Annotated in this window: 21 protein-coding genes and 1 pseudogene; 8 read left to right on the forward strand and 14 right to left on the reverse strand. The window is 72.1% G+C overall.

From position 1 onward, the window contains the following. Window positions 1–122 precede the first annotated feature (122 nt). Entirely contained in the window at window positions 123–509 is a 387-nt protein-coding gene (locus IF28_RS0130785; RefSeq protein ID WP_199809061.1) for a cupin domain-containing protein, read from the reverse strand. 311 nt (window positions 510–820) lie between these two features. Between IF28_RS0130785 and IF28_RS0130790 the strand changes: the two genes are divergently transcribed. From IF28_RS0130790 to IF28_RS0130800, 3 genes and pseudogenes are all read left to right on the forward strand, one after another. Next, the gene (locus IF28_RS0130790; RefSeq protein ID WP_030227167.1) at window positions 821–2,023 is read left to right on the forward strand and encodes a globin domain-containing protein; all 1,203 of its coding nucleotides are present in this window, start codon (window positions 821–823) and stop codon (window positions 2,021–2,023) included. A 138-nt stretch (window positions 2,024–2,161) separates the two neighbouring features. Beyond that, a pseudogene (locus IF28_RS36625) lies at window positions 2,162–2,907 on the forward strand (SDR family oxidoreductase). Between the two features lie 79 nt (window positions 2,908–2,986). Further along, a complete protein-coding gene (locus IF28_RS0130800) occupies window positions 2,987–3,520 on the forward strand; it encodes a hypothetical protein (protein WP_030227169.1) in 534 nt (177 codons plus the stop codon). Between the two features lie 289 nt (window positions 3,521–3,809). Here IF28_RS0130800 and IF28_RS0130805 read toward each other — a convergent pair whose 3' ends face one another. The 7 genes from IF28_RS0130805 to IF28_RS0130835 all read right to left on the reverse strand — a co-directional run bounded on the left by IF28_RS0130805 (window position 3,810) and on the right by IF28_RS0130835 (window position 9,907). Beyond that, window positions 3,810–4,589 (reverse strand): enoyl-CoA hydratase/isomerase family protein, encoded by a 780-nt coding sequence (locus IF28_RS0130805; protein ID WP_030227173.1) that lies wholly within the window; start codon window positions 4,587–4,589, stop codon window positions 3,810–3,812. After that, window positions 4,586–5,851, reverse strand: coding sequence for a cytochrome P450 (locus IF28_RS0130810; protein ID WP_030227175.1), 1,266 nt, complete (start codon window positions 5,849–5,851; stop codon window positions 4,586–4,588). The genes IF28_RS0130805 and IF28_RS0130810 overlap by 4 nt, the downstream gene beginning before the upstream one ends. Before the next feature lie 105 nt (window positions 5,852–5,956). Continuing rightward, a complete protein-coding gene (locus tag IF28_RS0130815) occupies window positions 5,957–7,261 on the reverse strand; it encodes a cytochrome P450 (protein WP_037894391.1) in 1,305 nt (434 codons plus the stop codon). 103 nt (window positions 7,262–7,364) lie between these two features. Next, window positions 7,365–7,967 (reverse strand): GTP-binding protein, encoded by a 603-nt coding sequence (locus IF28_RS0130820; protein WP_030227179.1) that lies wholly within the window; start codon window positions 7,965–7,967, stop codon window positions 7,365–7,367. Next, a complete protein-coding gene (locus IF28_RS0130825) occupies window positions 7,942–8,316 on the reverse strand; it encodes a DUF742 domain-containing protein (RefSeq protein WP_030227181.1) in 375 nt (124 codons plus the stop codon). Before IF28_RS0130825 ends, IF28_RS0130820 begins: the two co-directional genes overlap by 26 nt. Continuing rightward, window positions 8,313–8,711: a roadblock/LC7 domain-containing protein gene (locus tag IF28_RS0130830; protein WP_030227184.1), complete on the reverse strand. Its 399-nt coding sequence runs from the start codon at window positions 8,709–8,711 to the stop codon at window positions 8,313–8,315. The genes IF28_RS0130825 and IF28_RS0130830 overlap by 4 nt, the downstream gene beginning before the upstream one ends. After that, on the reverse strand, window positions 8,708–9,907 hold the full coding sequence (locus IF28_RS0130835) for an ATP-binding protein (protein ID WP_030227187.1): 1,200 nt from the start codon (window positions 9,905–9,907) through the stop codon (window positions 8,708–8,710). Before IF28_RS0130835 ends, IF28_RS0130830 begins: the two co-directional genes overlap by 4 nt. A gap of 434 nt (window positions 9,908–10,341) precedes the next feature. Here IF28_RS0130835 and IF28_RS0130840 point away from each other — a divergent pair, with 434 nt between their 5' ends. Both IF28_RS0130840 and IF28_RS0130845 read left to right on the forward strand, forming a co-directional pair. Further along, window positions 10,342–14,097 carry a S8 family serine peptidase gene (locus IF28_RS0130840; RefSeq protein WP_030227191.1) on the forward strand — a complete coding sequence of 1,252 codons (3,756 nt, stop codon included), beginning with the start codon at window positions 10,342–10,344 and terminating at the stop codon, window positions 14,095–14,097. Between the two features lie 121 nt (window positions 14,098–14,218). Further along, window positions 14,219–15,223: a helix-turn-helix transcriptional regulator gene (locus IF28_RS0130845; protein ID WP_030227194.1), complete on the forward strand. Its 1,005-nt coding sequence runs from the start codon at window positions 14,219–14,221 to the stop codon at window positions 15,221–15,223. Between the two features lie 9 nt (window positions 15,224–15,232). Here IF28_RS0130845 and IF28_RS0130850 read toward each other — a convergent pair whose 3' ends face one another. The 3 genes from IF28_RS0130850 to IF28_RS0130860 form a co-directional block, all read right to left on the reverse strand. Continuing rightward, the gene (locus IF28_RS0130850) at window positions 15,233–16,519 is read right to left on the reverse strand and encodes a low temperature requirement protein A (RefSeq protein WP_030227196.1); all 1,287 of its coding nucleotides are present in this window, start codon (window positions 16,517–16,519) and stop codon (window positions 15,233–15,235) included. A 102-nt stretch (window positions 16,520–16,621) separates the two neighbouring features. Continuing rightward, on the reverse strand, window positions 16,622–17,437 hold the full coding sequence (locus IF28_RS0130855; protein WP_030227200.1) for an SAM-dependent methyltransferase: 816 nt from the start codon (window positions 17,435–17,437) through the stop codon (window positions 16,622–16,624). Window positions 17,438–17,486: 49 nt separating this feature from the next. After that, window positions 17,487–18,362, reverse strand: coding sequence for a helix-turn-helix domain-containing protein (locus tag IF28_RS0130860; RefSeq protein WP_030227203.1), 876 nt, complete (start codon window positions 18,360–18,362; stop codon window positions 17,487–17,489). A 212-nt stretch (window positions 18,363–18,574) separates the two neighbouring features. On the opposite strand from IF28_RS0130860, the gene IF28_RS38260 reads away from it, so the two are divergent. Continuing rightward, window positions 18,575–19,069: an ATP-binding protein gene (locus IF28_RS38260; RefSeq protein WP_051713944.1), complete on the forward strand. Its 495-nt coding sequence runs from the start codon at window positions 18,575–18,577 to the stop codon at window positions 19,067–19,069. Between the two features lie 205 nt (window positions 19,070–19,274). Here IF28_RS38260 and IF28_RS0130870 read toward each other — a convergent pair whose 3' ends face one another. Continuing rightward, window positions 19,275–20,489, reverse strand: coding sequence for a glycosyltransferase (locus IF28_RS0130870; protein WP_030227208.1), 1,215 nt, complete (start codon window positions 20,487–20,489; stop codon window positions 19,275–19,277). Beyond that, window positions 20,486–21,286, reverse strand: a complete 801-nt coding sequence (locus IF28_RS0130875) for a MerR family transcriptional regulator (RefSeq protein WP_030227210.1) — start codon at window positions 21,284–21,286, stop codon at window positions 20,486–20,488. Before IF28_RS0130875 ends, IF28_RS0130870 begins: the two co-directional genes overlap by 4 nt. Window positions 21,287–21,434: 148 nt before the next feature. Between IF28_RS0130875 and IF28_RS0130880 the strand changes: the two genes are divergently transcribed. Continuing rightward, window positions 21,435–21,689 carry a lipopolysaccharide assembly protein LapA domain-containing protein gene (locus tag IF28_RS0130880; RefSeq protein WP_030227214.1) on the forward strand — a complete coding sequence of 85 codons (255 nt, stop codon included), beginning with the start codon at window positions 21,435–21,437 and terminating at the stop codon, window positions 21,687–21,689. A 6-nt stretch (window positions 21,690–21,695) separates the two neighbouring features. Here IF28_RS0130880 and IF28_RS38265 read toward each other — a convergent pair whose 3' ends face one another. Continuing rightward, window positions 21,696–21,866, reverse strand: a complete 171-nt coding sequence (locus IF28_RS38265) for a hypothetical protein (protein ID WP_199809057.1) — start codon at window positions 21,864–21,866, stop codon at window positions 21,696–21,698. Window positions 21,867–22,142: 276 nt separating this feature from the next. Between IF28_RS38265 and IF28_RS38270 the strand changes: the two genes are divergently transcribed. Continuing rightward, window positions 22,143–24,095 (forward strand): PAS domain S-box protein, encoded by a 1,953-nt coding sequence (locus IF28_RS38270; protein ID WP_199809058.1) that lies wholly within the window; start codon window positions 22,143–22,145, stop codon window positions 24,093–24,095. Window positions 24,096–24,147 lie beyond the last annotated feature (52 nt).

The raw sequence follows: 24,147 nt of genomic DNA on the forward strand, positions 1-24,147 counted from the left end.
TCCCCGTCGCCGCCGGGCCGGTCCACGGCAAAGGCCAGGTCCTGCCTCCGGCGGTCCGGCCCCGTCCCCTCCTCCCACGGGAGGAGGGGACGGGGCCGGACGGTTTCTGGGCGGGCCGGGGCTCAGGCGGTGGGGCGCGGGGCGCGCAGATGGGCCCGCTGTGCCAGTTCGTCCTCGTCGACGAGTTCGAGCATGGGCTTGCCCGGCGCGCACATCATCGTCACCACGAACCGGGTGCGCGCGTCGGTGAGCGCGTTGCCGTCCTGGTAGTGGATGACGTCGCCGCCGGGCTCCCAGAAGGTCCCGCCGGCTTCGACGACGCGCTCGGGCTCACCCTCGAGTTCGAAGCGGACGGCGCCCTCGACGACGTAGCCGAACGCCGGGCCCGAGTGGCGGTGCGCAGGGGTGCCGGGGTCGCCGGGCTCCCACTCCACCTCGATGGTCATCGCCGACGCGCCCTCGGGGACGGTGATCGGCGAGGCGTCCTGGATCATCCGGGCCGCCTTCATCCAGCTCGCCTGCTCGCCGTGCCCGTCGGCCCCGTGCACATGTCCTGCGTGGTTGTCCGACACTGTGTCGCACCTTCCGTAGGTCTGCCGTTCCAGGGGGCGGTCACACTGTCGCGCCCCCTGACTGTCTCTCAGTGATGACCGGTCACGGCACGGATCTGTGACGCGGCCGCCCGGCGTCTCGTGGCGGTCCCCGCGGAGGAGTCGCGTAGATCACACTCTCTTAAATAGGAATCTGGAATGCCAATTAACTAGCATGCTGGTGCGCGCAGTTCCACGAAGCACACCAGTGCCCATGAAGGAGCCAGAAGATGCTCTCCGCCCAGTCGGTCCCGGTCGTCGAAGCCACGCTGCCCGCCGTAGGGGCCTCCCTCGGCAGCATCACCGAGCTGTTCTACCGCCGGATGTTCGAGGAGCGCCCGGATTTGCTGCGTACCCTCTTCAACCGCGCGAACCAGGCCAGCGGCGCCCAGCGCGAGGCCCTCGCCGGGGCCGTCGCGGCCTTCGCCACCACGCTGGTGGAGCGGCCCGGGGAGCGGCCCGACGCCGTCCTCGGGCGCATCGCCCACAAGCACGCCTCGCTGGGCATCACCGCCGACCAGTACACGCTCGTCGGCCGGCATCTGTTGGGCGCCGTCGGCGAGGTGCTCGGGGACGCGGTGACGCCCCGAGTGGCCGCCGCCTGGGACGAGGTGTACTGGCTCATGGCCAACGCGCTGATCGCCATGGAGGCCCGGCTGTACGCCGGGGCGGGGGTCGAGGACGGGGCCGTCTGGCGGGACATGGAGATAGCCGACCGGATCGAGGAGTCGGTCGACGCGGCCTCCTTCGAACTGCGCCGGCCCGACGGCGACCCCACCGAGCCGTTCACGCCGGGCCAGTACGTCAGTGTCCAGGTCGAGCTGCCCGACGGGGCGAAGCAGATACGCCAGTACAGCCTCTCCTCCGCTCCGGGCCGCAAGACCTGGCGCGTCACCGTGAAGCGGGAGCGCTCCGCCGACGGCCGGGCGCCCGAGGGCGAGGTGTCGACCTGGCTGCACGCGAACGCCCGCCCGGGCGACCTCGTCAAGGTCTCCCTGCCCTTCGGCGACCTGGTGCTCCCCGAGGGCGACAGCCCGCTGCTGCTCGCCTCCGCCGGCATCGGCGTCACCCCCATGCTGTCGATGCTGGACCATCTGGTCGAGACCGCGGCCGGGCGGCACGTCACCGTCCTGCACGCCGACCGCTCCCCCGCCCACCACGCCCACCGCCTGGAGATGGAGGAGCTCGTCGGCCGCCTGCCGAACTCCGCGCTGCACGTGTGGTACGAGACCCCCGGGGAGCCCCTGACGCCCCAGGTGTACGAGGGCCGGGCCGACGTGACCCGGCTGACGCTGCACGAGGGCGTCAGCGCGTTCCTGTGCGGCCCGCTGCCCTTCATGCAGGGCGTCCGCGGTGATCTGCTCGCCCAGGGAGTCGGCCCGAAGGACATCCACTACGAGGTGTTCGGCCCCGACCTCTGGCTCAGCAAGTAGCACGGCGCACGACGCGACGGCAGGCGGCCCGCCTGCCGTCGCGTTCGCGTTTCCCGTCTTGCCGTCCGGAACAGTGGTACTAACATGTTGCCCTGAGAGCGGTGCACACTATGCCGCACCTTCGCGGAAGGGCACGTCATGAAGATCGCAGTCTTCGGCGGTACCGGCCTGATCGGGTCGAAGGTCGTCGGGAAGCTCAACGCCGCCGGGCACGAAGCGGTGCCGCACTCGCAGTCCACCGGGGTGAACGTGCTCACCGGTGAAGGGCTGGAGGAGGCCGCCGCCGGGGCCGACGTGATCGTCAACCTGACGAACTCCCCCACCTTCGACGAGGCCTCGCCCGCCTTCTTCCGTACGTCCATGGAGAAGCTGCTGGCCGCCGCCGAGAAGGCCGGGGCGGGGCACTTCGTCATCCTCTCCATCGTCGGAGTGGACCGGGTGCCGCTGGACTACTACCGGGCGAAGACGCTCCAGGAGGAGCTGCTGGCCGCCGGACCGGTGCCGTACTCCATCGTGCGTGCCACGCAGTTCATGGAGTTCGTGGACGCCATCCTGTCCTGGACCACCGAAGGTGACACCGTTCGCCTGCCCGGCACGCCGGTGCAGGTCATCGCCGCCGAGGACGTGGCGGACGCGGTCGCCGAGGTCGCCGCGGGCGCCCCGCTGGGGGGCATCCGCGACATCGCCGGACCCGAGGTCCTCCCGCTCGACGACTGGGCCGGATCACGTTGGCGGCCCGCGGCGACGGTCACACGGTCGTCAGGGACGACGACGCGGGAATGTTCGGTGTCGTCCCCGGCGACGTCCTCGTCGCCGGGGAGGACGCCCGCCTCGCCCCCACCCGTTACGCCGACTGGATGGCCGCCCACCAGGGCCGGAGCTGACGCGGCCCCCGGCGCTCGGAACGGTGCCGATGCCCTGGGCGATATGATGTGGTGGGACGGTTGAGGACGAGAGGAACACATGGTTTCCGGAACCCGCGCGGTGCACAACATCGAGGTCACCGCTGAAAGCCTTCAGGAGGACCTCGACCGCCTGGAGGCGCAGAAGCAGGCCCTGGAGAGGGAACTCGCCGCCGTCGTGGCCCACTTGGGCTCCGTCCAGCGGGCGCTCAGCGCCCTCCAGGTCCTGATGCGCGACCCGTCGGCCGGTCCGGCGGCCACCGCCCCGGCGGCAGAGCCGCAACAGACGCCTGCGCCCCGGACGGACGCGCCCCCGGAGGTCACGGCGAGGACCCCGGCCCAGGTCCGCCGCACCTCCGCCGCCGACGCGGACGCCGAGGGGCAGAAGAAGTACGGCCGTCTCACCGAGCAGATCCTCGACTATTTCGCCACCGTGGGGGACACCGACGTACGGGCCCGTGACGTGGCCGCGGCCCTCGGCCGGGACACCGACAGCGGAACCATCAACGCGGTCCGCAGCACCCTCGACCGGCTCGTCGGAACGTCGCGTATCCGGCGCAGCGGGCGTGGCCTGTACCGCGCCAAGCGTTCCTAGATCCTCTTCCCGCGGTTCCGGGCCCGCCTGAACGGGGGTCAGGGCGGGCCCGGAACCGGCCCCGTTCCCGGCACCGTGCACGGGGGATCGTGCAACACGGTGCCGGGAACGTTGTGATCAGCGTATCAAAACTTCTCCATGAACATGTGATGGTGAGCGTCACACTGTCTGGAACATGCGGTGTCGGACGACGCACCTTCTGGGAGGTGTGAGCGCCGGGCCCGGTACCGGCTCCTCCGGCGGGCGGACGTCGGCCTTCGCCGTCCGCCCGCCGAGCGGGTCGTCGCGGTCAGCCGGCCCGCTGCTGGGTGAGGATCGCCGCCAGGAGTTCGGGGTCGAACACCGAGGTGTCGGCGAGCCGGGTGGCGGCGGTGAGCGAGTTGAGCATGGCCTTGGTGACCCGCAGGGCGGCGGCCGACCGGCGCAGGACGGGCTTGGCCCAGGCCATGACGGCGTCGTCGAGCTCCTCCTTCGGCACGACCCGCTGGAGGACCGAGAGCCCGTGGGCCTCCTGGGCGTCGAAGACCCGAGCGGTGAGGATCAGTTCGCGTACCCGGGCGACCCCCACCTCGCTGATCAGCCGGGGAAGCAGCCCGCCCCAGGCGGGGGGCACGCCGAGGGCGAGCTCCGGCAGCCGGAAGGTGGCGGTGTCGGCGCCCACGCGCAGATCGCAGGCGAGCGCGAGGCCGACACCGGCGCCGACGGCCCGGCCCTGGACCCGGGCGATGGTGACGGCGGGATGGGCGGTGAGGGCCTCGCACACGCGCAGGGCCTTGGTGCCGTTGGCGCGGATGCCGCCGCCGGCCGGGTCGTCGGCGAGGTGGCGGGGGAACTCGCTGCGGTCGCCGCCGAGGCAGAACGCGTCCCCGGCGGCGGCCAGCACCAGGACCCGCACCGCGGGGTCGTGGTCGTCGAGGACGGTGAGGAGGTCGTCCAGCATGGTGTCGGTGACGGCGTTCCCCTCTTCGGGGACGTTCAGTTCGACGGTGAGGAGAGGACCCTGCCGGTAGGTGCGCAGGGTCTTCAGTATCCGGTCGGCGGGGAGACCGACGAGGGACGGGGCACTCATGTCGCTACTTTCAGAGAGGTGATGCGGCGGAAGACGAGCCGGGAGACGTCGTAGGAGGGGGGTCCGGTGGGCCGCAGGGTGGGGAAGCGTTCCAGCACCTGGGCGATGAGCTCCCGGGCCTCGGCCCGTGCGAGGGCCGCGCCGAGGCAGTAGTGGGCGCCGCTGCCGAACGTGATGTGGCCGCCGCCGCGCAGGACGTCGAAGACGTGCGGATCGGGGTTGCGCCGGGGATCGTGGGCCGCGGAACCGTAGAGGATGTGGACGGTGGTGTCCTTGGGCATGGGGGTGCCGGCGAGGACGAGGTCGTCGGCGGCGACATGGGAGTTGAGCCACACCGGGGGGTCGTACCGTATGGCTTCCTCGATCAGGTCCTCGATGTGCTCCGGGTTCGCGCGCAGCCATCGCGCCCGGGCGGGGTCCTCCGTGGCGAACCGTACGGCGTTGGTCAGCAGGACCGCGCTGGTCTCCAGGGAGGCGATGGTGATGAACATCGTGAGGTGGTAGATCACCCGGTCCGCGGCGGCCCGGTCGTCCGGGTACTGGGCGTCCCAGTGGTGGATCCAGCCGGTGAGGACATCGTTGCCAGGACGGGCCCGACGGTCACGGATCAGCTCGGTGAAGTACTCCCGCATCTCCAGGGTGGCCCGGCCCGCCTCCGCGAGCTCGTCCTTGCTGGGGAACAACTCCTGGGCGTACGCCTGCCGGTGGGTGAAGTGCAGGATGCGCGGGAAGTGTTCCTCGGGGATGGAGAGCCACTCACAGACCGTGCGGACCGGGAGCAGTTCGGCGACGGTACGGACGAAGTCGGCCTCCCCGTCGGCGCGCAGCCGGTCCTCCAGGTCGTCCAGCAGGCTCGAGGCCAGCGTGGAGATCCGGGGCCGCAGGCCCTCCAGGGTGGCACGGTCGAAGGGATTGCCCAGGGCCCGTCTCTGACAGGTGTGCGACGGGGGGTTGATCCGCGACAGGGTCCCGGTCAACTCCTGGGTGGCGAGCTCCCGCCAGCGGCTCGGGTCGGGCTGCCGCTCCTGCCACGCGAAGTCCGGCACGAGCCAGTCCCTGCTGCGCAGGACCTGGCTGCATGCCTCGAAACTCGTGACGAAGTAGCCGCCCCAGGGGGAAGGCACCACGTCCCCCAGGGCGCGCAACTTCTCCCACACGGGCAGGGGGTTGACCTGCCCCTCGGGTGAACGCAGTCGACGGAGAAGGGAGATGACGGCTCGGCGGTGGTTGGTGGTACCGCGTATGTCGCCAACGGCGGTCACGCAGGGCTCCTTTTACTGGGCACTGTGATCACTACCGACGGAACCTACCCTTCCACCTACCCGCGTCATGCGCCTCTGTGTGTTGCTCCTGTCACATGCGGTGCATCAGACACGGAAGATGTCCAGGAAATTGCTCCAGAATCCCTTCCGCCGCGCCGATTCCTGCCGCGCCGGGGCGGACGGGGACGACTGCAGCGGCTGCTGCTGCGCGCCCGGCGCCGTGGCCCGCTCCTGGAGCGCGGCCGCCATCCGGGTGGCCGGTGTGGGGCTGAACGTCGCCGGCAGGGAGACCAGGGCCCGGTGGAAGGGCCCGGGCCGCCACTGGAGGTCCTTCTCCGGCACGGCCAGGGCGAGATCGGGCAGCGCGTTGAGGAGCCGCTCGATCGCCGTGGTGGCGATGACCTGGGCCGGATCCTTGGCGGGGCAGGCGTGCGGCCCGGCCCCCCAGGCGAGGTGGGCACCCCTGCTGTGGGTGCGGCGGGCCTCGGCTAGCGCGGGGTCGCTGTTGGCACCCGCGAAGGAGATCACGACCGGCGTGTTGGCCTCCGCCACATGGCCGCCCAGGTCGACGTCCTGGACCGGGTAGTGGGCGGCGTAGTTGGCGATCGGCGTCTGATTCCACAGCACGTCGTCGAGGGCCTCCTCGATCCGCATGCCGCTCTGCCGGCCGCCCGCCCCGGACAGCAGCAGCACCAGGGCGCTGCCGATGAGGCTGCGTTCGGGTTCGATGCCGGCGCCCATCAACAGCGCGAGCTGGTCCTTGAGTTCCTCGTCGGTCAGCCCCGCCGGGTGCTGGATCAGCCAGGAGGTGACGTCGTCGCCCGGCTGTCGCCGCTTGCGGGCGATCAGTTCCATGAGGGCGCCGGTGAGTTCCTCGTTGGCGCGCAGCGCGTCCTTGCCGTCGAAGATCGCCGACAGCGCGGTGGTGATGGTGTCGCCGATGTCCGCGGGGCAGCCGAACAGCCGGTTGAACAGCAGCAGCGGCAGCAGCTTGGCGTAGTCGCCCAGCAGGTCCGCGCGGCCGCGCTCGCTGAACTGGTCGATGAGGTAGTCCGCGATCGGCTCGACGTCGCGCCGGATGCGCGCGGTGCTGAGCCGGGACAGGCTGTCCACCACGGCCTTGCGCAGCCGCAGATGCACCGCGCCGTCGGTGAACAGGCAGTTGGGCCGGTACGCCATCATCGGCAGCACCGGGTTGTCCATGCCGATCTGCCCCTCGTTGAGCGCCTTCCAGCGGCGGGCGTCACGGGCGAACAGTTCGGTGTTCTGCAGCACGCGCAGCGCCAGCTCGTGCCCGACGACCAGGGTGGCGTCGGTGCCGGGGGCGAGTTCGACGGGACCGGCCGGCGCGTGGGCGCGCAGCCGGTCGTAGACCTGCTGGGGGTCGGCGGCGAACGCTTCGTCGTGCATGGGGCATCTGCCGACGGTGGCGGCGGACGGGGTCTGGGGATCCATGAAGTCTTCCTTAGTGATCCGGGAACCGCGGTTCCCGGTCCGGGCGGGCGCGGGGCGGTCAGGCCGCGCGCTCCAGCAGGTGTCTCACCAGCGCGATCAGCGCCTCGGCGGACGACTGCTGGTCGCGGGCGTCGCAGTAGACGACAGGGGTGTCCGGGAGCAGGTCGAGCGCCTCGCGCACCTCCGCCTCGCCGTAGGTGGAGGAGGAGCCGAACGAGTTGACGGCGATGGCGTACTCCAGGCCGTACCGCTCGATGAGGTCGATGACCGGGAAGGTCTCCTCGAGCCGCGCCGGGTCGACCAGGAGCAGCGCCCCGAGGGCGCCGCGCGCCATGTCCTCCCACAGCTGCATGAAGCGCTGCTGGCCCGGGGTGCCGAACAGGTACAGCACCAGGTCGTCGCTGAGGGTGAGCCGGCCGAAGTCCAGGGCGACCGTGGTGGTCTTCTTGTCGGCCACCCCCCGCAGATCGTCGACGTGGACGGACGCCTGGGTCATCTTCTCCTCGGTGCGCAGCGGAGTGATCTCCGACAGCGAGCCGATGAAGGTCGTCTTGCCCACGGCGAAATGCCCGACGACGAGGATCTTGGCGGCGTTGGTGACCTCGCTGGAGACGTAGATGGACTTCTGCGCCGTCTCAGCCGATGAGGGATTGGAGTCCATTCAGAACCTTCTCGAGGGTCGCTCTGTCAACGTTCTGGGCCCGGGGGGGTTCGGCCCTGCGCAGCAGGTGCCCCTGCTCTGCTAAATCCGTGAGCAGCAGCCGGGCCACTCCGACGGGCAGGCCGAGGTGGCCCGCCACCTCGGCGACCGAAAGGTAGCCGCCCGCGCACAGTTCCCAGATCGCCCGGACCTCGGGGCCGGCCCCCAGCGGAGGTGTCCGCTCGGGAGCCAGGGTGACCAAGGTGTGCAGCGCCAGTTCCTCCGAGGACGGCAGGCTGCGCCCGCCGGTGATGACGTAGGAGCGGACGAAGTCACTGGTGACGGGTTCTTCCTCGCCGGGGGTCGTCATGCGCCGCCGCCGTGGTCGCGCGGCGCCACGCTCATCGCCTTGCTCAGCGCCGTCACCGTCTTCTGCATACGGAACGACACGGCCTCCATGTCGACGTCCAGCGCCGCCGACACCGCGAGGTAGGCGCCCTGCCCCGCGGCGATGAGGAAGATCCAGCCGCCGTCGTACTCCAGCAGGGTCTGCTTCCAGATGCCGTGCCCGGCCCCCACGAAGCCGGCGACCGCCCGGCTGAGGGACTGCATCGAGCTCATCGCGGCGGCGTTGGTCTCGGCGTCGTCGCGTGAGATGTCGTCCGAACGCTGCAGCAGCAGGCCGTCACCCGAGACGAGGACCGCGTGGCGGGCTCCACGCACCTCGAGCACGTCGTTCAGCACCCACGACAGGTCGGTGTTCACTGGTGGTCAGATCCTTCCGTGGTGTTCGTGTTCCGTCCGAGCTGGGTGCCGCGCGCGAACGCCCCGAGGCGCGACGCGGTCACCTCGCCGGCCGACTCGGACGTCTGCTCGTCCATGGCGGGCTCCGGGGCCGGCACCACCGAGATGGGGCCCTGGCGCCTGCGGCGCTTGGGCAGCCCGCCGTTCGTCGTGCCCACCACGTGGGACGGGCCGACCGGGACCGGCGCCAGCCGCTGCGGGGCGCTCTGCGGGCCCTGCTCCTCCTGGACGGGTTCGGCGGGAGGGACGGCCTCCGCCGCCAGGAGGCTTTCCGGTACTCGGATCACTGCGCGCACTCCGCCGTAGGGGGACACGGAACCGACGGAGACGGCGAAGCCGTACCGAGTGGCGAGCATGCCGCAGACCGCGAACCCGAACCGGGGCGGGTCACCGAGACCGGTGATGTCGACCGCGCCCTCGGCGGACAGCAGGGCCGCCGCCCGGTCCTTGGTCTCCTGGTCCATGCCCAGACCGGCGTCGTCGACGATGAAGCACACACCCGTCGGCACTGCCTGGATGTTGACCTCGACCGGTGTGCCCGGGGCGCTGTACGTGGTCGCGTTGTCCAGCAGTTCCGCCAGCACCACCGCGACCGGTTCCACGGCCTTGCTGGTGACGGCGACACTGGCCTGGGCGTGGATACTGACCCGGTTGAAGTCCTTGATGCGGCCCTGCGCACTGCGGGCCACGTCGTAGACGGTCGCCACTCCCTCGCGCCGGCCCAGCCAGCCGCCGCACAACACCGAGATGCCCTTGGCACGGCGGCCGAACTGGCTTCCGGTGTGGTCCACCGACATCAGGTCGGCGAGCACCTCGGTGTCGTCGCCGTACTTCTTCAGCAGCCCGTCGAGGAGCAGTTGCTGCTCCTCGGAGAGCGACTGGAGCGTACCCATCGCCGACTTCAGTACGGCTTTGGTCGAGGACTCCGCGTCCGCCCTCACGTTCGCGAGGTCACCGCGGTGCTGGGTGTCCAGGGAGGAGATGTGTCCCTGGAGCTGGTCGATCCGGCTCTGGGCGTGGCCCATTCCGGTCTCCAGGTCGTTCTTCGCTCTTCGGAGCGCCAGGTTGGTTCTCCGTGCCCGCTGCACTGCGAACACCGCAGCGACGAGCACCACAAGCAGGATCCACAGCAATGGATCCCTGATCAATGACGTCATGAGACTCTCTTCAAGTCGCATCGCGCCGGGAGCCGGACCGGGCCGCGCACACATGGGACGGGTCCGTGCCGTCGAACGGCACGGGCCTACGGCCGACCAAGCCTCAACTCCTCAGCGATGGGGCCTTAGAGACTGTCCCCCGTACGCGTTCATGACGCGCCGCCAGCCTACTGAAAGTTCGATGATCTTATCAGTCCGGTGGCTTTAACCCGGCCGCCCCGGGAGTCACTTGGGGACCCTCACGAGACCCACACACCCCGCACCGGAGAGCCGGTGTCGCCGTTGCGACATGTCCCATCTCTGCCACGGCGAACCCGGTGACAGCGCCCGCTCCGGCGGCGGAATCTGTGCTGCACCAACGGCACTTCGCGGCCGCGTGGACGGCACGTGAACACGGACCGGCGCGCCGGGAACGACGGAAGGCACAGGAACTGATGAGACGGATGCGCATCGCGGCGGCCGTGGCGGCGGGGCTCGCCCTGTCCGCCGGCGCCATGCCGCCTGTCGCGGCGGACCCGGGCGGGACACCCGGACCCGCCACGAGCCCGGCACCCGCTCCGGCCGGCGCCACCGTGCGCCTGATCACGGGCGACCGGGTCACGGTCCACACCGGCGCGGACGGCCGACGCACCGCCTCGGTGGTGCCGGGAGAGGGCCGCAGGCACATCCTCTTCCGCACCATCGAGGAGGACGGGCGGCTGACGGTCCTCCCGTCCGACGCCGCCGGACTCGTCACCGCCGGGCGCCTGGACCGGGGCCTGTTCGACGTGACCGGGCTGCTCGGGCAGCGGTACGACGAGGCCCACACGGACGCGCTGCCGCTGATCGTCGGGGACGGTCCGACCGTCCCGGACTCCACGCTCCGTGCGCTCACCGCGCTCGCCGCCGACGGCACGGCGGCCCGCCGGCTGGAGACGATCGACGCCGACGCCGTACGCGTCCCGGCGAAGGACCTCGGCGCGTTCTGGAAGCGGCTCGCACCGGCCGCCGGGGACGCCTCCCGCGCGGCCGCCGTCCCCCGGGTGTGGCTGGACGGCCGGGTGCGCGCCTCCCTGGACCGCAGCACCGCGCAGATCGGTGCCCCCGAGGTCTGGAAGGCCGGCTTCGAGGGCGACGACGTGAAGGTCGCCGTCCTGGACACCGGCGCCGACACGGGCCACCCCGATCTGGCCGGACGCGTCAGCGAGGCGGAGGACTTCTCGGGCAGCTCCGGCACCGGCGACGTCTTCGGACACGGCACCCACGTCGCGTCCATCGTGGGCGGCTCGGGCGCGGCCTCCGGCGGCAGCCGCAAGGGCGTGGCCCCCGGCGCGGACCTGCTGATCGGCAAGGTCCTCGGCGACGACGGCTTCGGCACCGCCTCGCAGGTGATCGACGGCATGGAGTGGGCCGTCGCCCGGGGCGCCGGGGTCGTCAACATGTCGCTGGGCTCCGACGCGCCGAGCGACGGCACCGACCCGATGAGCGTCAGCCTGAACGAACTCTCCGCGCGATCCGGCGCGCTGTTCGTCGTCGCCTCCGGGAACGCGGGCCCGGGCCGGGGCACGATCGGTTCCCCCGCCGCCGCGGACGCCGCCCTCACGGTCGGCGCGGTGGACCGGGACGACTCCCTCGCCGACTTCTCGAGCCGTGGCCCCCGGCCCGGTGACGCGGCCGTCAAGCCCGACGTGACGGCGCCCGGTGTGGGCATCGTGGCCGCACGCGCCGCGGGCACCACCATGGGCGAGGTGGTCGACGCCCACTATGTCGCCGCCTCCGGTACGTCGATGGCGACACCGCATGTGGCGGGCGCCGCGGCGCTGCTCGCCCAGCGGCACCCGGACTGGACCGCGGACCGCCTCAAGGACGCGCTGACCAGCACCGCCCGCACCGTCGGCGGACAGCTCGTGACCGAGCAGGGCGGCGGCCGGGTGGACGTCGCGGCGGCCGTCCGGACGCCGGTCGTCGCCACCGCCACGCTCGCCCTCGGCACGTACGGCGCCGACGACACCGGCACCGTCACGCGGACCGTGCGCTACACCAACACCTCCGCCGAGGACGTGACCCTCACGCTCGGCGCGGAGCTGGCCACCTCCGGCGGCCGGCAGGTCGCCGACGGCGCGGTGGTCCCAGACCGCGGGAACGTCACCGTCCCGGCCGGCGGCACGGCCGAGGTGCCGCTCACCGTGAATCCCGCCCGCGCGCAGCGCGGTGACTACTACGGCCATCTGACGGCCGCCTCGGCCGACGGCTCGGTCACCGTCCACACCACGCTGAGCCTGATCGTCAACGGCCCCGTGCACAAGCTCAAGGTCGTCTCGTACGACAACGACGGCCGGCGGATCCACGCCCTGCCGACGGTGTGGGGCGCGAACGGCTTCGTGGAGTACACGGACCGCGACAACGCCGTCGCCGAGGTCGAGGAGGGCACCTACCAGCTGACCTCCGGAGGCGTCGAGCGCGTCGACGGCAAGGAGGTGCTGCGCCAGGTCGTCCTGCCCGAGATCAAGGTCACCAAGGACACCACCGTCGTCGTCGACCCGCGCAAGACGGTCAAGGTGGAGATCCGTACGCCCCGGCCCGCCGAACAGAGCGGCATCCTCAGCTATCAGACGTACCGGCAGATCGACGGCCACGGCTGGATCGACGGCACGATGTACTTCGACATCGCCGAGGCCCTGTACGTCAGTCCCACCGCAGAGGTCACCGACGGGATCTTCGAGTTCGCCTCGCGCTGGCAGCTCGTCGCGCCCCTGCTCGAAGCGGGCGTGGTCGGCGGCACCGAGGACCTCGGCGCCTACTACATGCCCCGCTCACCGCTGTTGGACCAGCGGGGCGAACGGCTGCGCGCCGTGGCCGCGGGCACCACGGACGCACCGGACTTCCGCCGCGCCCGCGGCAGGCTCGCCGTGGTGACCGACGAGGCGGGCGTGGCCGGGCCGGACCTGGCCGAGCGGGCCGCCGCGGCCGGCGCCCGCGCGGTGCTGGTGGTCCACTTCAACGACAACGGCTGGACCCGCTGGACGCCCGACGGCGAGCGCTGGAAGGTGCCCGTCGTCCGGGTCGGTGCCCGCACCGGCGCCGACCTGCTGAAGCGGATCGAGCGGCGATCCACCACCGTCGCCTTCGGCGGCACCGCCCGCAGCCCTTATCTGTACGACGTCATGCAGGTGTCCGAGCAGCGCATCCCGGACCGTGTGGTGCACACCGTGTCCGAGCGCAACAGCGCCGTCGTACGGTCCGTGTACGCGGACAACGGCGGGGTGGAGTGGGCGGCGGAGCAGCGGTTCGCCCGCCGGCCGTACCAGGACTTCGCCTGGCTGCAGTACACCCGTCATGTGCCGACCGCGTTCACACGCACCGAGTACGTCAGCTCGGGTACCACCGAGTGGGATCACGTGGTACTCCACCGGACCGTCGGTGATGTGGACACCCCGCTCAACAGCGGACTGGCGGACACGCCCCGCACCTACCGGGCCGGCGAGGAGGTACGCGAGACCTGGCAGGGCGCGGTGGTCCGGCCCTCCATTCCGCGCGCCGGGGTGCCGGCCACGACGCGGGACGGGAACGTACTGCGGCTGCGCATCCCGGAGTTCACCGACTCCGCGGCCGGCCACTGGTCCCGGCTGCTCGACGGCGGCACGGGCATCGGCGTACGGGCGCCGTCGACGGACACGGCCGACGCCGAGCTCTTCCGCGACGGCGAGAAGATCACCGGCCTGGCGGACGCGTGGCGGGACGTCGAGGTGCCGTCCGGTGCGGCGGACTACCGGCTGCGCCTGACGACCTCCCGCGAGTCCGCCGAGTGGGACTACGCCACGGCCACCGACACCTCCTGGACGTTCCGCTCCGGCCCGTCCGGGGAGGAGGCCCGGCTGCCGCTGCTGCAGGTCGACTACGACGTACCGGTCGACGCGCACAACGCCGTCGGTCCCGGCCGCGCGTACAGGCTGGGGCTGACGGTCCGCAACCAGGACGGGCTCGGCGCGCCGCGCGGGGTGCGCACGGTGGTGGAGGTGTCGTACGACGACGGCCGGCACTTCACCCGGGTTCCGGTCCGGGCGAAGGGCGAGAACGCCTTCTCGGCCGAGGTCAGGAGGCCGGCGGGCGTCCGGGGCGACACCCCCGTGACGCTCCGGGTCACCGCCGAGGACTCGGCCGGCAACTCGGTCCGGCAGACCGTGACGCGGGCGTATCTGCACCGCGGCTGACGAGCCGGGCGGGACGGCGGTGGGAGCGGGCGGCGACGTCCGTTCCCACCGCCGTTCACACGGTGTTATACGGTATTCGACGGTTGAAGCGCTGCATGTCGTCGTATACCGGGAGGGCGCCGTGACGCTGGAGGCCGCCGGGGTCACCGGGCCCGAGGAGACCGTCTACCGGCTGCTGGTGACCATGGGCCGGGCGACGGTGCGGGAGGTCGCCGACCGGGCCGGTCTGCCGGACGGCCATGCGCAGCGGCTGCTGGACGCCCTGGCAGCGAAGGGCATGATCAGCCAGAACGACGGGCTGCCGCGCCACTACCGCGCCACCCCTCCCGACGTGGCGCTGCTGCCCCGGCTCAAGCGCCGCGCCGACGCCCTCGACCTGGCCAGGGCGGAAGCGGCCGGACTGGTGGAGAGCTACCGCGAGACGATGCGCCGGGGCGACGCGGGGCAGCTCATCGAGGTCATCACGGGCGCCGAGGCGCTGCGCCAGCATCTGCGGCAGATCCAGGACGGCGCGCGCGACGAGATGCTGTGGTTCTGCAAGGCGCAGTACGTGGCGATGCCGTCCGGCAGCAACCGGGCCGAGTACGAGGCGCTGGAACGGGGCGTGCGCTACCGGGTGCTGTACGAGAAGGCCTTCTTCGACGACGAGGGCGCCGTCGATAACGTTGTCGAGGGCGTGCGGGCCGGGGAGCTGGCACGGGCCGTGCCGCATCTGCCGCTGCGGCTCGCGGTGGCGGACCGGGCGATCGCCGTCTGCCCGCTGGTGCCGGGCGGTCCGCACGGCAGCCCGGACGAGCCCACGTCCGCGCTGGTGCGCGACAGCAATCTGCTGGCGGCCCTGATCGCGCTCTTCGAGCGGTACTGGGAGGACGCCGTACCGCTGGTCGTGGACGACACCGGCTCGGTGGCGGGCACCGACGGCGCCGGCCCGGCCGACTCCCTCACCGCCACCGACCGGCGTCTGCTGGCCCTGCTGGTGGCGGGGGTGACGGACAAGGCGGTCGCCAGTCAGATGGGGCTCAGCCGGCGCACCGTGCAGCGGCGCATCCAGCGGATGATGGAACTGGCCGGGGCGACGACCCGGATGCAGCTCGCCTGGCAGGCGGCCCGGCGCGGCTGGCTGTGAACCGCCGCCTCACCCGGCACCGAGGGCGCGCAGCATCCTGCGCTGGTGACGGTGGCCGACCGTCTCGTAGCCGACCACGGTGACGAACGGGGCGAGCATCACCACCAGCAGACACACCGCCGTCCCCACCCCGGCCACCGCGAGGAGCACCGCAGCGAGGAGCACCGCGAGGGTGAGGGAGATCAGCAGCAGATGGAACCGGTCCCCCGCCGACAGCAGCAGGGTGTGCAGCAGATAGACCATCAGCAGGTAGACCCCGACCGGGACGGCCAGTGACAGCACCACGGCCACCTCGCCGATCCTCGCGTGGTGCTCCAGGTACAGGCCGGCCACATGCAGTCCCGCGCCGGCGCCCGCGATGCCCATGAACAGCGGGATGTGGCCGTAGCCGAAGAGATAGCCCCGGCCGCGCCGGCGGGCCAGGATCGGGCCGAACGGTGTGGTGAAGTACACCCACCACATGCCGAACGTCAGCCCCACACCGGCGACCACGACGGCGATCGCGTTCGCGCTCCAGTCCGTGCCGGTCTCGCCGCCGAGCAGGTCACCGGACGAGGCCACGGTGCCGACGACTCCCTCGCCGAGCGTGATGATCGCGAACAGGCTGTACCGTTCCGCGACATGGTGCGGGTGCCAGGGCGTGCCGCCGGAGCGGCCCTGTGCGAGCAGCGGCAGCAGCAGCTCCACGGCCCCCAGCACGGCGAAGGCGACGAACGCCACCGCGAGGGTCAGATGGGTGAACGAGATCGCGATCCAGCCGAGCTGGACCAGGACGACCCAGCGGATGTTCCGCATCCCCACGTCGTGGAAGGGCGGCGACTCACGGGCCGCGCGCCACCACTGCAGCACCATGGCGATCCGGATCACGACGTACCCGAGGACCATGGCGCGCAGTTCCAGGTACTCGCCCTCCTCGATGGAGTGGAACATGGCGGGCAGGCCGAGGGAGAAGACGACCACGCCGACCATCTGCACCATGGTCAGGGCCCGGTAGTGCCAGTCGTCGGTGGCGAAGGCGGAGGAGAACCAGCTGAAGCTGATCCAGGCGACGCTGATGGCGAACATCGCCAGGACGAAGGCGCCGACGGCTTCGAGCGCGTGGTCCTCGGCGAACATCTCGGCGAAGTGGGAGGCCGCGGTGCCCACCGCCACCACGAACGTCAGATCGAACAGCAGCTCGAGGGGGGTGGCGGTCCTGCCCGGTTCCGCCGGGTCACGGCCGGTCATGGGTGTTCTGCTGTGCGCCAGCCTGCCGCCTTCGGCGTCGGCGGGCGCGGGGTGTCCGGGGTCGGTCATGAGCAGCATGATGACGTATGCGCGCCACATCCCCGCCGGCCTCGGCGAACCGGGCGTCGTACGGCCGTGCCGTCCTACGACGCCCGGTGCCGACGCGGGCCGCTACGGTTTGCGGGCGATCGCTCCGTACATCGCGATGTCCTCGTCGCGGATGCCCTGTTCTCCGGTGCCGTCCGGATGCCACTTGTGGACCTGGACGATCCCAGGACCGGTGAGCTCGAGGCCCTCGAAGAACTCGTGCGCCTCGTCGATGGTGCGCAGCCGCATCGGCATGTCGCGGGCCGCGTACTCGCGGGCCACCCGCCCCACCTCCTCGGGCGCGAACTCCGCGGTGCCGATGGTCATGGCGAGGTGGCTGCCGGAGGGCAGGGGCTCCAGCAGGCGCCGGACGATGCCGACGGCGTCGTCCTCGTCGAGGACGAAGTGGACGATGGCGATGACCGTCAGCGCCACCGGCCGGTCCAGATCGAGGGTCTCCCGCAGTTCGGGGGCGGCCAGGATGGTCGCCGGGTCGCGGAAGTCCGCCTCGATGTACGCCGTCCTGCCCTCCGGTGTGCTGGCCAGCAGTCCCTGGGAGAGGGTGAGGACGATGGGGTCGTTGTCGACGTAGACCACGCGTGACCCGGGCGCCGCCGACTGGGCGATCTCGTGCAGGTTCGGGGAGGTGGGTATGCCGGTGCCGACGTCGAGGAACTGGCGCATCCCGGCCTCTTCGACGAGCCACCGCACCGCCCGGTTCATCCAGTCCCGGTTGGCGCGCATGTGGACGGGCAGGGCGGGCCACTCCCGGGCCATGGCGTCGCCGGCCTCCTGGTCCGCCGGGTAGTAGTCCTTGCCGCCGAGGATGTAGTCGTAGATCCGCGCGGAGTGCGCGTTCTCGGTGTCGATCCGGTCGGCCGGCCATCCGTTCTCGGGCACCTCGGGTCTCCTTCACAGGTCGTGGGCGGTGGGTGGGGACGGGGCGCGGTCAGAGGTCCTTGCGGATCCGTTCGAGAACGGCCTCGGTCGCGGTGGCGGGCGGCGCCTGGGCACCGGCCCGGTCGAGTGCCTCGCGGTACACGACGACGTCGTCGGCCTTGTCGAGATAGACGGCGCCCACCAGAGCGTCGAGGTAGACGACATCGGGCAGTTCACGCGCCCGGAAGCGGAAGAGCTGGAACGAACCGGCGCGCAGGGCCGGGTGGGGGCCGCCCGCGAACGGCGTGATCTGCAGTGTCACCTGCGGCAGGCGCTGGAGTTCGATGAGGTGGCCGATCTGGGCGCGCATCACGTCCGGGCCGCCGACCGGCCAGCGGAGCACGGTCTCGTCCATCACCACCCACACCGTCGGCGGTGTGTCCCGGCCGAGCAGTTCCTGCCGGCGCATCCGCAGGGCGATCCGTCGCTCGGTGGCCTCGGGGCGGGCGTGCGGGTTGCCGGCGGCCAGCAGGGCGCGGGCGTAGGCCTCGGTCTGCAGCAGTCCGTGCACGAACTGGCCCTCGTAGGCGCGGATCTGCCAGGCCGCCTGTTCCAGGCTCAGATAGGCGGCGAACCAGTCCGGCATCACGTCGCGGTACGTGTGCCACCAGCCGCGCTTGTTGGCCTCGCGGGCCGACTTCAGGAAGGTGTCGATCTCCTGACGGTCCGTCACGCCGTAGACGTGGAGCAGCTTCTCGGTGTCGGCGAGACGGAGCCGGGCGACCTTGGCGGCCTCCATCCGGCGGATCGTGGAGTGGCTGACCCCGATGGCCGTTCCGGCCTCCTCGTAGGTGAGGCCGGCCCGGGTCCGCAACTCCTCGAGCCGCCGGCCGAGGATCATGCGCAGGACGGAGGGGGCACCGCCCCAGTCGGTCTCCGCGGTCATGCCCCGCCTCCTCACATCGGATGTTCGAGGCTCACTGTCCCGGTGGACGGAAGCAGCATGCACGGAGCGAGCTGCAATTTTCAACTCGCCTGTTGCGAGCGGCCGTTGGCGAGTGCCAGAGTGTGCGCACCGTCCTGCGGCGGCCCGCCGAAGGGCCGGGCGGGACCGGCCGGCCGACCCCCGGCGCACAGTCCGACGAAAGGCCTACGGAGATGGCTCGCCTCCCCTTACCCAGGCCGTCGTACCCCGCCGGACACGAGCACTCCTCCCCCAGACCGCCCGGAGGCGAGCCGGCGGCCCCCGGCCGTCTCGCCTCCGGGCTCCGTACGTTCGACCTGCCGGCGACCGCCGCCTCGGTCGGCGCCGCCCGCGCCGGCGTGCGTGAGCTGCTCAGGGCGTGGGACGTCGCCGACGAGGTGCGTGACAACGCTGTCATCGTGACGTCGGAGCTCGTCACCAACGCGCTCACCCACGCGGCGGGCGACCGCGTCGTCTGCCGCGTGCGGCTGCTGGCCGGCCGCGTCCGCATCGAGGTCGAGGACGAGGCCCGCGGCCCGGACCTGCCCATGCTCCGCCGCCCCGGCCCCGACGACCAGAGCGGCCGCGGCCTCCTCCTGGTCGACGCCCTCAGCGACGACTGGGCGGTGACCCGCACACCGGGACAGCCGGGCCGCACGGTCTGGGCAGCCCTCGACACCCGAACCTGACCCGCTGGACGTCCTCATCGTCATGCGGAGGGCGAGCGCCACCGTGCCGTTCATGGACCGGCGCCGGCCGAACCCGGAGGACCGGCAGGCCCACCTCTCGGCCGTGCGGAAGCTGTTGTCGGGTGACGCGACCGTCGAGGAGGCGCCGAGGAGCACGGACGCCGTCGTCGACGGGGGCGGACGCTCCCGTCGGCCCGGATCGGTGTCATCCCCCGGTCAGCCGCCGGACGGCCTCGAGGGTACGGCGGGCCCCGTTCTCGGTCGCCAGATGGCATGCCACCCTTGCCGCCGCTCTGCTGTACGCCTGCTTCCTCACCGCTTGCCCGAGTGCGCCGGCCAGCCGTTCGGCGGTGAGGGACCGGAAGGGGATCGGTGCGGTGGCTGCGCCGAGGGCGGCGAGCCGCCCCGCCCAGAACGGCTGGTCCGCGGTCACCGGCACGGTGACCGCCGGCACCCCGGCGCGCAGCGCGGCGGCGGAGGTGCCGGCCCCGCCGTGGTGGACAACCGCGGCCAGCCGTGGAAACAGCAGGGCGTGCGGTACGTCCCCGATGGTGAGCACGTCGTCCCCGTCGGCGGCGAGCCCGGCGCTGCCGGCCTGGAGGATCCCCCGCAGTCCGGCACGGCGCAGGGCGCGCACGGCGATCTCGCTCAGCCGTTCCCCGTCTCCGGACGCCATGCTCCCGAAGCCGATGAGGACGGGCCGTGGGCCCGCCGACAGGAAGTCCTCGAGCCGGGAGGGCAGCCGCTCGGCCGGGTCGTGGTGGGGCCACCAGTTGCCCACGACCTCCAGGCCGGGGCGCCAGTCGGAGGGACGCGGCACCAGGGCCGTACTGAAGCCGTACAGGATCGGCCAGTTCGCCCGCTCCTGTCGCCGGCGCGTCTCGGAGGGGGAGGCAGGGGGAAGGCCGAGACGCCGGCGCAGCTGTGCGACCGCCGGTTCGTAGACGCGGTCGGCCATCCGCAGGGCGAAGCGTCCGGTCGCCCGGTTGGCGAGCCGGCCCAGTGAGCGGGAGCCGGTCACGACGGGCGGGAAGTCGCCGGTCGGCTCGGTGGGCTGGAGGTGGACGCCGAGGCTCGGTGTGCCCATCGCCTCGGTGAGGTGCCAGCCGAGCGGGGCCGTGGTGGTCGACAGCAGGAGCAGGTCCGTGCCCTTGTCCACCGCGTCCGCGAAGCCCTGGCCCAGTTCGGTGACGAACGCGGCAGCGGTCCGCATCAGCTCACGTCCGCCCGTGCCGCCGCCGCGCATGCGTGTGTCGGCGGGCAGGCCGCGGAATTCCAGCCCCGCGTCGTGCGCGAGGGGTGCGAACGTGTCGGTGGCGGCGAGGACCACGTCGTACCCGGCCCGGCGCAGTTCGCGTCCCAGCCCCGTGTACGGCGCGACGTCGCCGCGTGATCCGGCCGCGGCGATCGTGATCCTCATCGGCCCTCCCGGGCATCGGTGACGCTGCCCGCGTGACGGGCGGCGTTGGCGTGGACGGCGTCGCGTGTGTAGGCGGCCAGGCCCGGGCGCTGCTGCGAGGGCGGCACGACCAGGGCGAACGCGCGCGGGTCGGCGGCGAAATCGTCCGCGATACGCCGGTGCGTGTCGGGCGGGCAGGAGGTGAACCAGCGTGCGATGTGCAGGCGGTGCTCCTCGGCGAGGTCCATGGCCCGCTCGCCGCAGCTCGCCTCCCCCTCGTCGAAGGCCGCGAGCAGCTCCGCCCGCCAGGCGGCGGCCTCGCCCATGAGGCGGCGCCAGTCCTCCTTGGTGTGGGCGTCCGCGCGTGCCATCGCCTCGCGCTGTCCTTCCGAGTGCGCCCATTTCAGCTCCGCCTCGGTGGCGTAGCTCAGGTCGAAGGTGACCTCGCCGAACACCTCGAAGCGTTCCTCGGGTGTCAGGGGCACCCCGGTCCGCTGGACCTCTATCGCCCGTTCCGCCACCTCGGCCAGCCGCCGCAGTCTGGCGATCTCCTCGTTCAGCTCGCACTGCCGGGCCCGCAGCCGCTCCAGGGCGTTGGCCTGCGGATCCTCGAAGATCACGGCGATCTCCTCCAGCGGAAAGCCGAGCTCACGGTAGAAGAGGATCTGCTGGAGACGGACCAGGTCGGCCTCGCTGTAGAGCCGGTATCCGGCGTGGCTGCGGTCACTGGGCGGAAGCAGTCCCGCCTTGTCGTAGTGATGCAGTGTCCGCACCGTCACCCCGGCGAAGGCCGCGACCTGCCCCACGGAGTAGCTCATCCACCCGCCCTTTCGTCGGCACCCAGCCTCAAGCCTGACGTAGGGGGAGGGTCAACTCACGGCCGGCCGGGCAAGCCGGCGGGCGCCGGGTGCGGGGGCGGGGATCCCCGGGTCGCCGACCCGGACGGGCGAGCCGACAATGGGTCGTATGGCCCGCAACACAGCACACCCGTACGGTCCGCCGACCGTGACCGTCAAGGGGCGGGACGTCAGGCTGCGCACCCTCGGCTTCCTGCTGCTCGCCGGCCTGGCCATCTGGTTCATCGCCGCGAACACGAAGTCGGTCACCATCAGGCTGTGGGTGTCGGACGTGACGCTTCCCCTGTGGAGCGTCCTCACGGTCACGCTCCTCGTCGGCCTGGCCCTCGGCCTGCTCGTCGCCCACCGGCGCGCCCGCCGTTAGGGCTGGTCAGTAGTGGGGCACGACGGCCACGGGGCACGCCGTCCGCCGGAGCACGGCATGGGGCACCGGGCCGGTACGCACGATCCTGGGGCGGTCGGTGAGCCGGTGTCCGACGACCGGCAGTTCCGCGCCGGACGCCGCCGTCAGCAGGGCGCCGGAGGGCCTTCCCTCCACCACCGTCGGAGGGCCATCAGACCCGTGCCGGTCCGCACGTCCCGGCCGACGGCCACGACGGCGATGCCCGCGAGGAGGGCGGCCGGCGAGTCCGCCGCCGCCCCGAGCGGGCGCCCCGTGAAGCGTCGTGCCGGCGGCAGGACCGTGCCCTGAAAAGCTGTCACAAGCCGCACATCCCAGGAGCGGGCACGGCCCGATAACGACAGTTGGGGACAAACAGGGGTGTGCCCCGCCCGGTTGCGCTGGGATGGCCGGAAACCACTGACCGCGGGGCGGGACATGAACCACGACACCGGTACGACGGGCACCTGTCCCGTCACGGCCCTCGAACCGGGCACGTACCCGGTCCCCACCCGGACCGGCGAGCGGGGCGCGGCCGAGGAGCGCTTCCGCGGGCTGCTGGAAAGCGCACCGGACGCCATGGTCATCGTCGATGACACCGGAACCATCGCCCTGGTCAACGCCCAGACGGAGGCGCTGTTCGGCCACCGGCGTGAGGAGCTCCTGGGCCGGCCCGTCGATCTGCTCGTCCCGCAACGCCTGCGCGGCCACCACACCCTGCACCGCGACGCCTACGCGGCGAACCGGCAGGTACGCCCGATGGGAGCCGGTCTCGACCTGTACGGGCTGCGCCGGGACGGCACCGAGTTCCCGGTCGAGATCAGCCTCAGCCCCCTGGAGACCGCCGACGGGCTGCTGATCTCCGCCGCGGTCCGCGACGTCAGCGACCGCAAGGCCGCAGAGGAGCGCATCAGCGAGCTGGCCGCCCTGGTGGAGTCGTCGCAGGACGCCATCCTCGCCAAGACGCTGGACGGGCACATCACCTACTGGAACACCGCCGCCCAGCGGCTGTACGGCTACACGGCCGGCGAGGTCATGGGCCGGCACATCTCCCTCCTCGCGCCGAGCGATCACCGGGACGAGATCGCCGTACTCCTCACCCGGCTCCGGACGGGCGAGAAGGTGGAGCACTTCGAGACGCTGCGCGTCACCAGGGACGGGGCGCTGCTGGACGTCGACGTGACCATGTGGCCGAGGCGGGCGCCGGACGGCACGGTGATAGGGGCGTGCGCCATCGTCCGTGACATCGGCGACCGCAAGCGGGCCGAGGCGGAACTGACGGCGCTGTACGAGCAGCAGCGTCATGTCGCGCTCACCCTGCAGCGCAGTCTGATGGGCACCCCGCCCGCCGTACCCGGCCTCGTGACCGCGAGCCGGTACCGTCCCGCCACGCAGGGTGCCGGTGTGGGAGGCGACTGGTTCGACCTGATACCGCTCGGGGCGGGCCGGGTCGGCGTGCTGATCGGCGATGTGATGGGACGCGGCCTGGAGGCCGCCGCCGTCATGGGCCAACTGCGTTCGGCGGCACACGCGTTGGCCAAGACGGGGATGCAGCCCCGGCGGCTGATGCAGGCCCTGGACGCGTGTGTGGCGGATCTGGACGTGCCCGATCAGCTGGTCACCTGCTGCTATCTCGTCGTCGCCGCGGACGAGGCGGAGGTGACGCTGTGCTCCGCCGGTCACCTCCCCGTCCTGGTCGCCGCACCCGGTGACGAGGTACGGCCGCTGCCCGCTCCGGTGAACGCGCCGCTCGGCGTGGGGGACGTGCTGTACGAGCAGTCGTCGGCGGCGGTGCCGCCGGGCGCCACCCTGGTGCTGTACACCGACGGTCTGATCGAGTCGCCCGGCTGTGACATCGAGGACAGTCTCGCCGCCCTCGCGGCCGCCTGCGGCGCGCTGTCCGCCCCCGAACCGCCGGGTCTGGACGCCATGGCCGACCGCATCCTGTCCGCTCTGCGGCCGGACGCCGACGGGCACGACGACGACGTGACCCTTCTGCTGGCCCAGCGGCCCGCCGCGCCGCTGGCGTCCGTCACGACCACTCTGTCCACCCGCCCCGAGTCCGTGCCCGAGGGACGCGCGTTCCTCAGTACGGCGCTGACCGCCTGGGACTGTGACGCGCAGGCCGACGACGCGCGGCTTCTGGTGTCCGAGCTGCTGGCCAACGCCGTACAGCACGCCCAGGGCCCGGTGACCCTGCACCTGTGCCGTACGGCCGCCGAGCTCACCGTCGAGGTGGGGGACGGCAGTCCGCACCTTCCGGAGCCCCGGCGGGCCGGCGAGGACGAGGAGTCCGGCCGCGGGCTCAACCTCGTCCGGGTCCTGGCCGACAGCTGGGGCGTGCGCCCCACCGACGAGGGAAAGACGATCTGGTTCACGCTGCGGCTGTGAGGAGCGCCCCGGGTGCCACCGTGTCGTCACGGTGGCACCCGGGGCGGTGGCG

The sequence above is a fragment of the Streptomyces sp. NRRL WC-3626 genome, from assembly GCF_000718785.1.
GTDB classification, from domain to species: domain Bacteria; phylum Actinomycetota; class Actinomycetes; order Streptomycetales; family Streptomycetaceae; genus Streptomyces; species Streptomyces edwardsiae.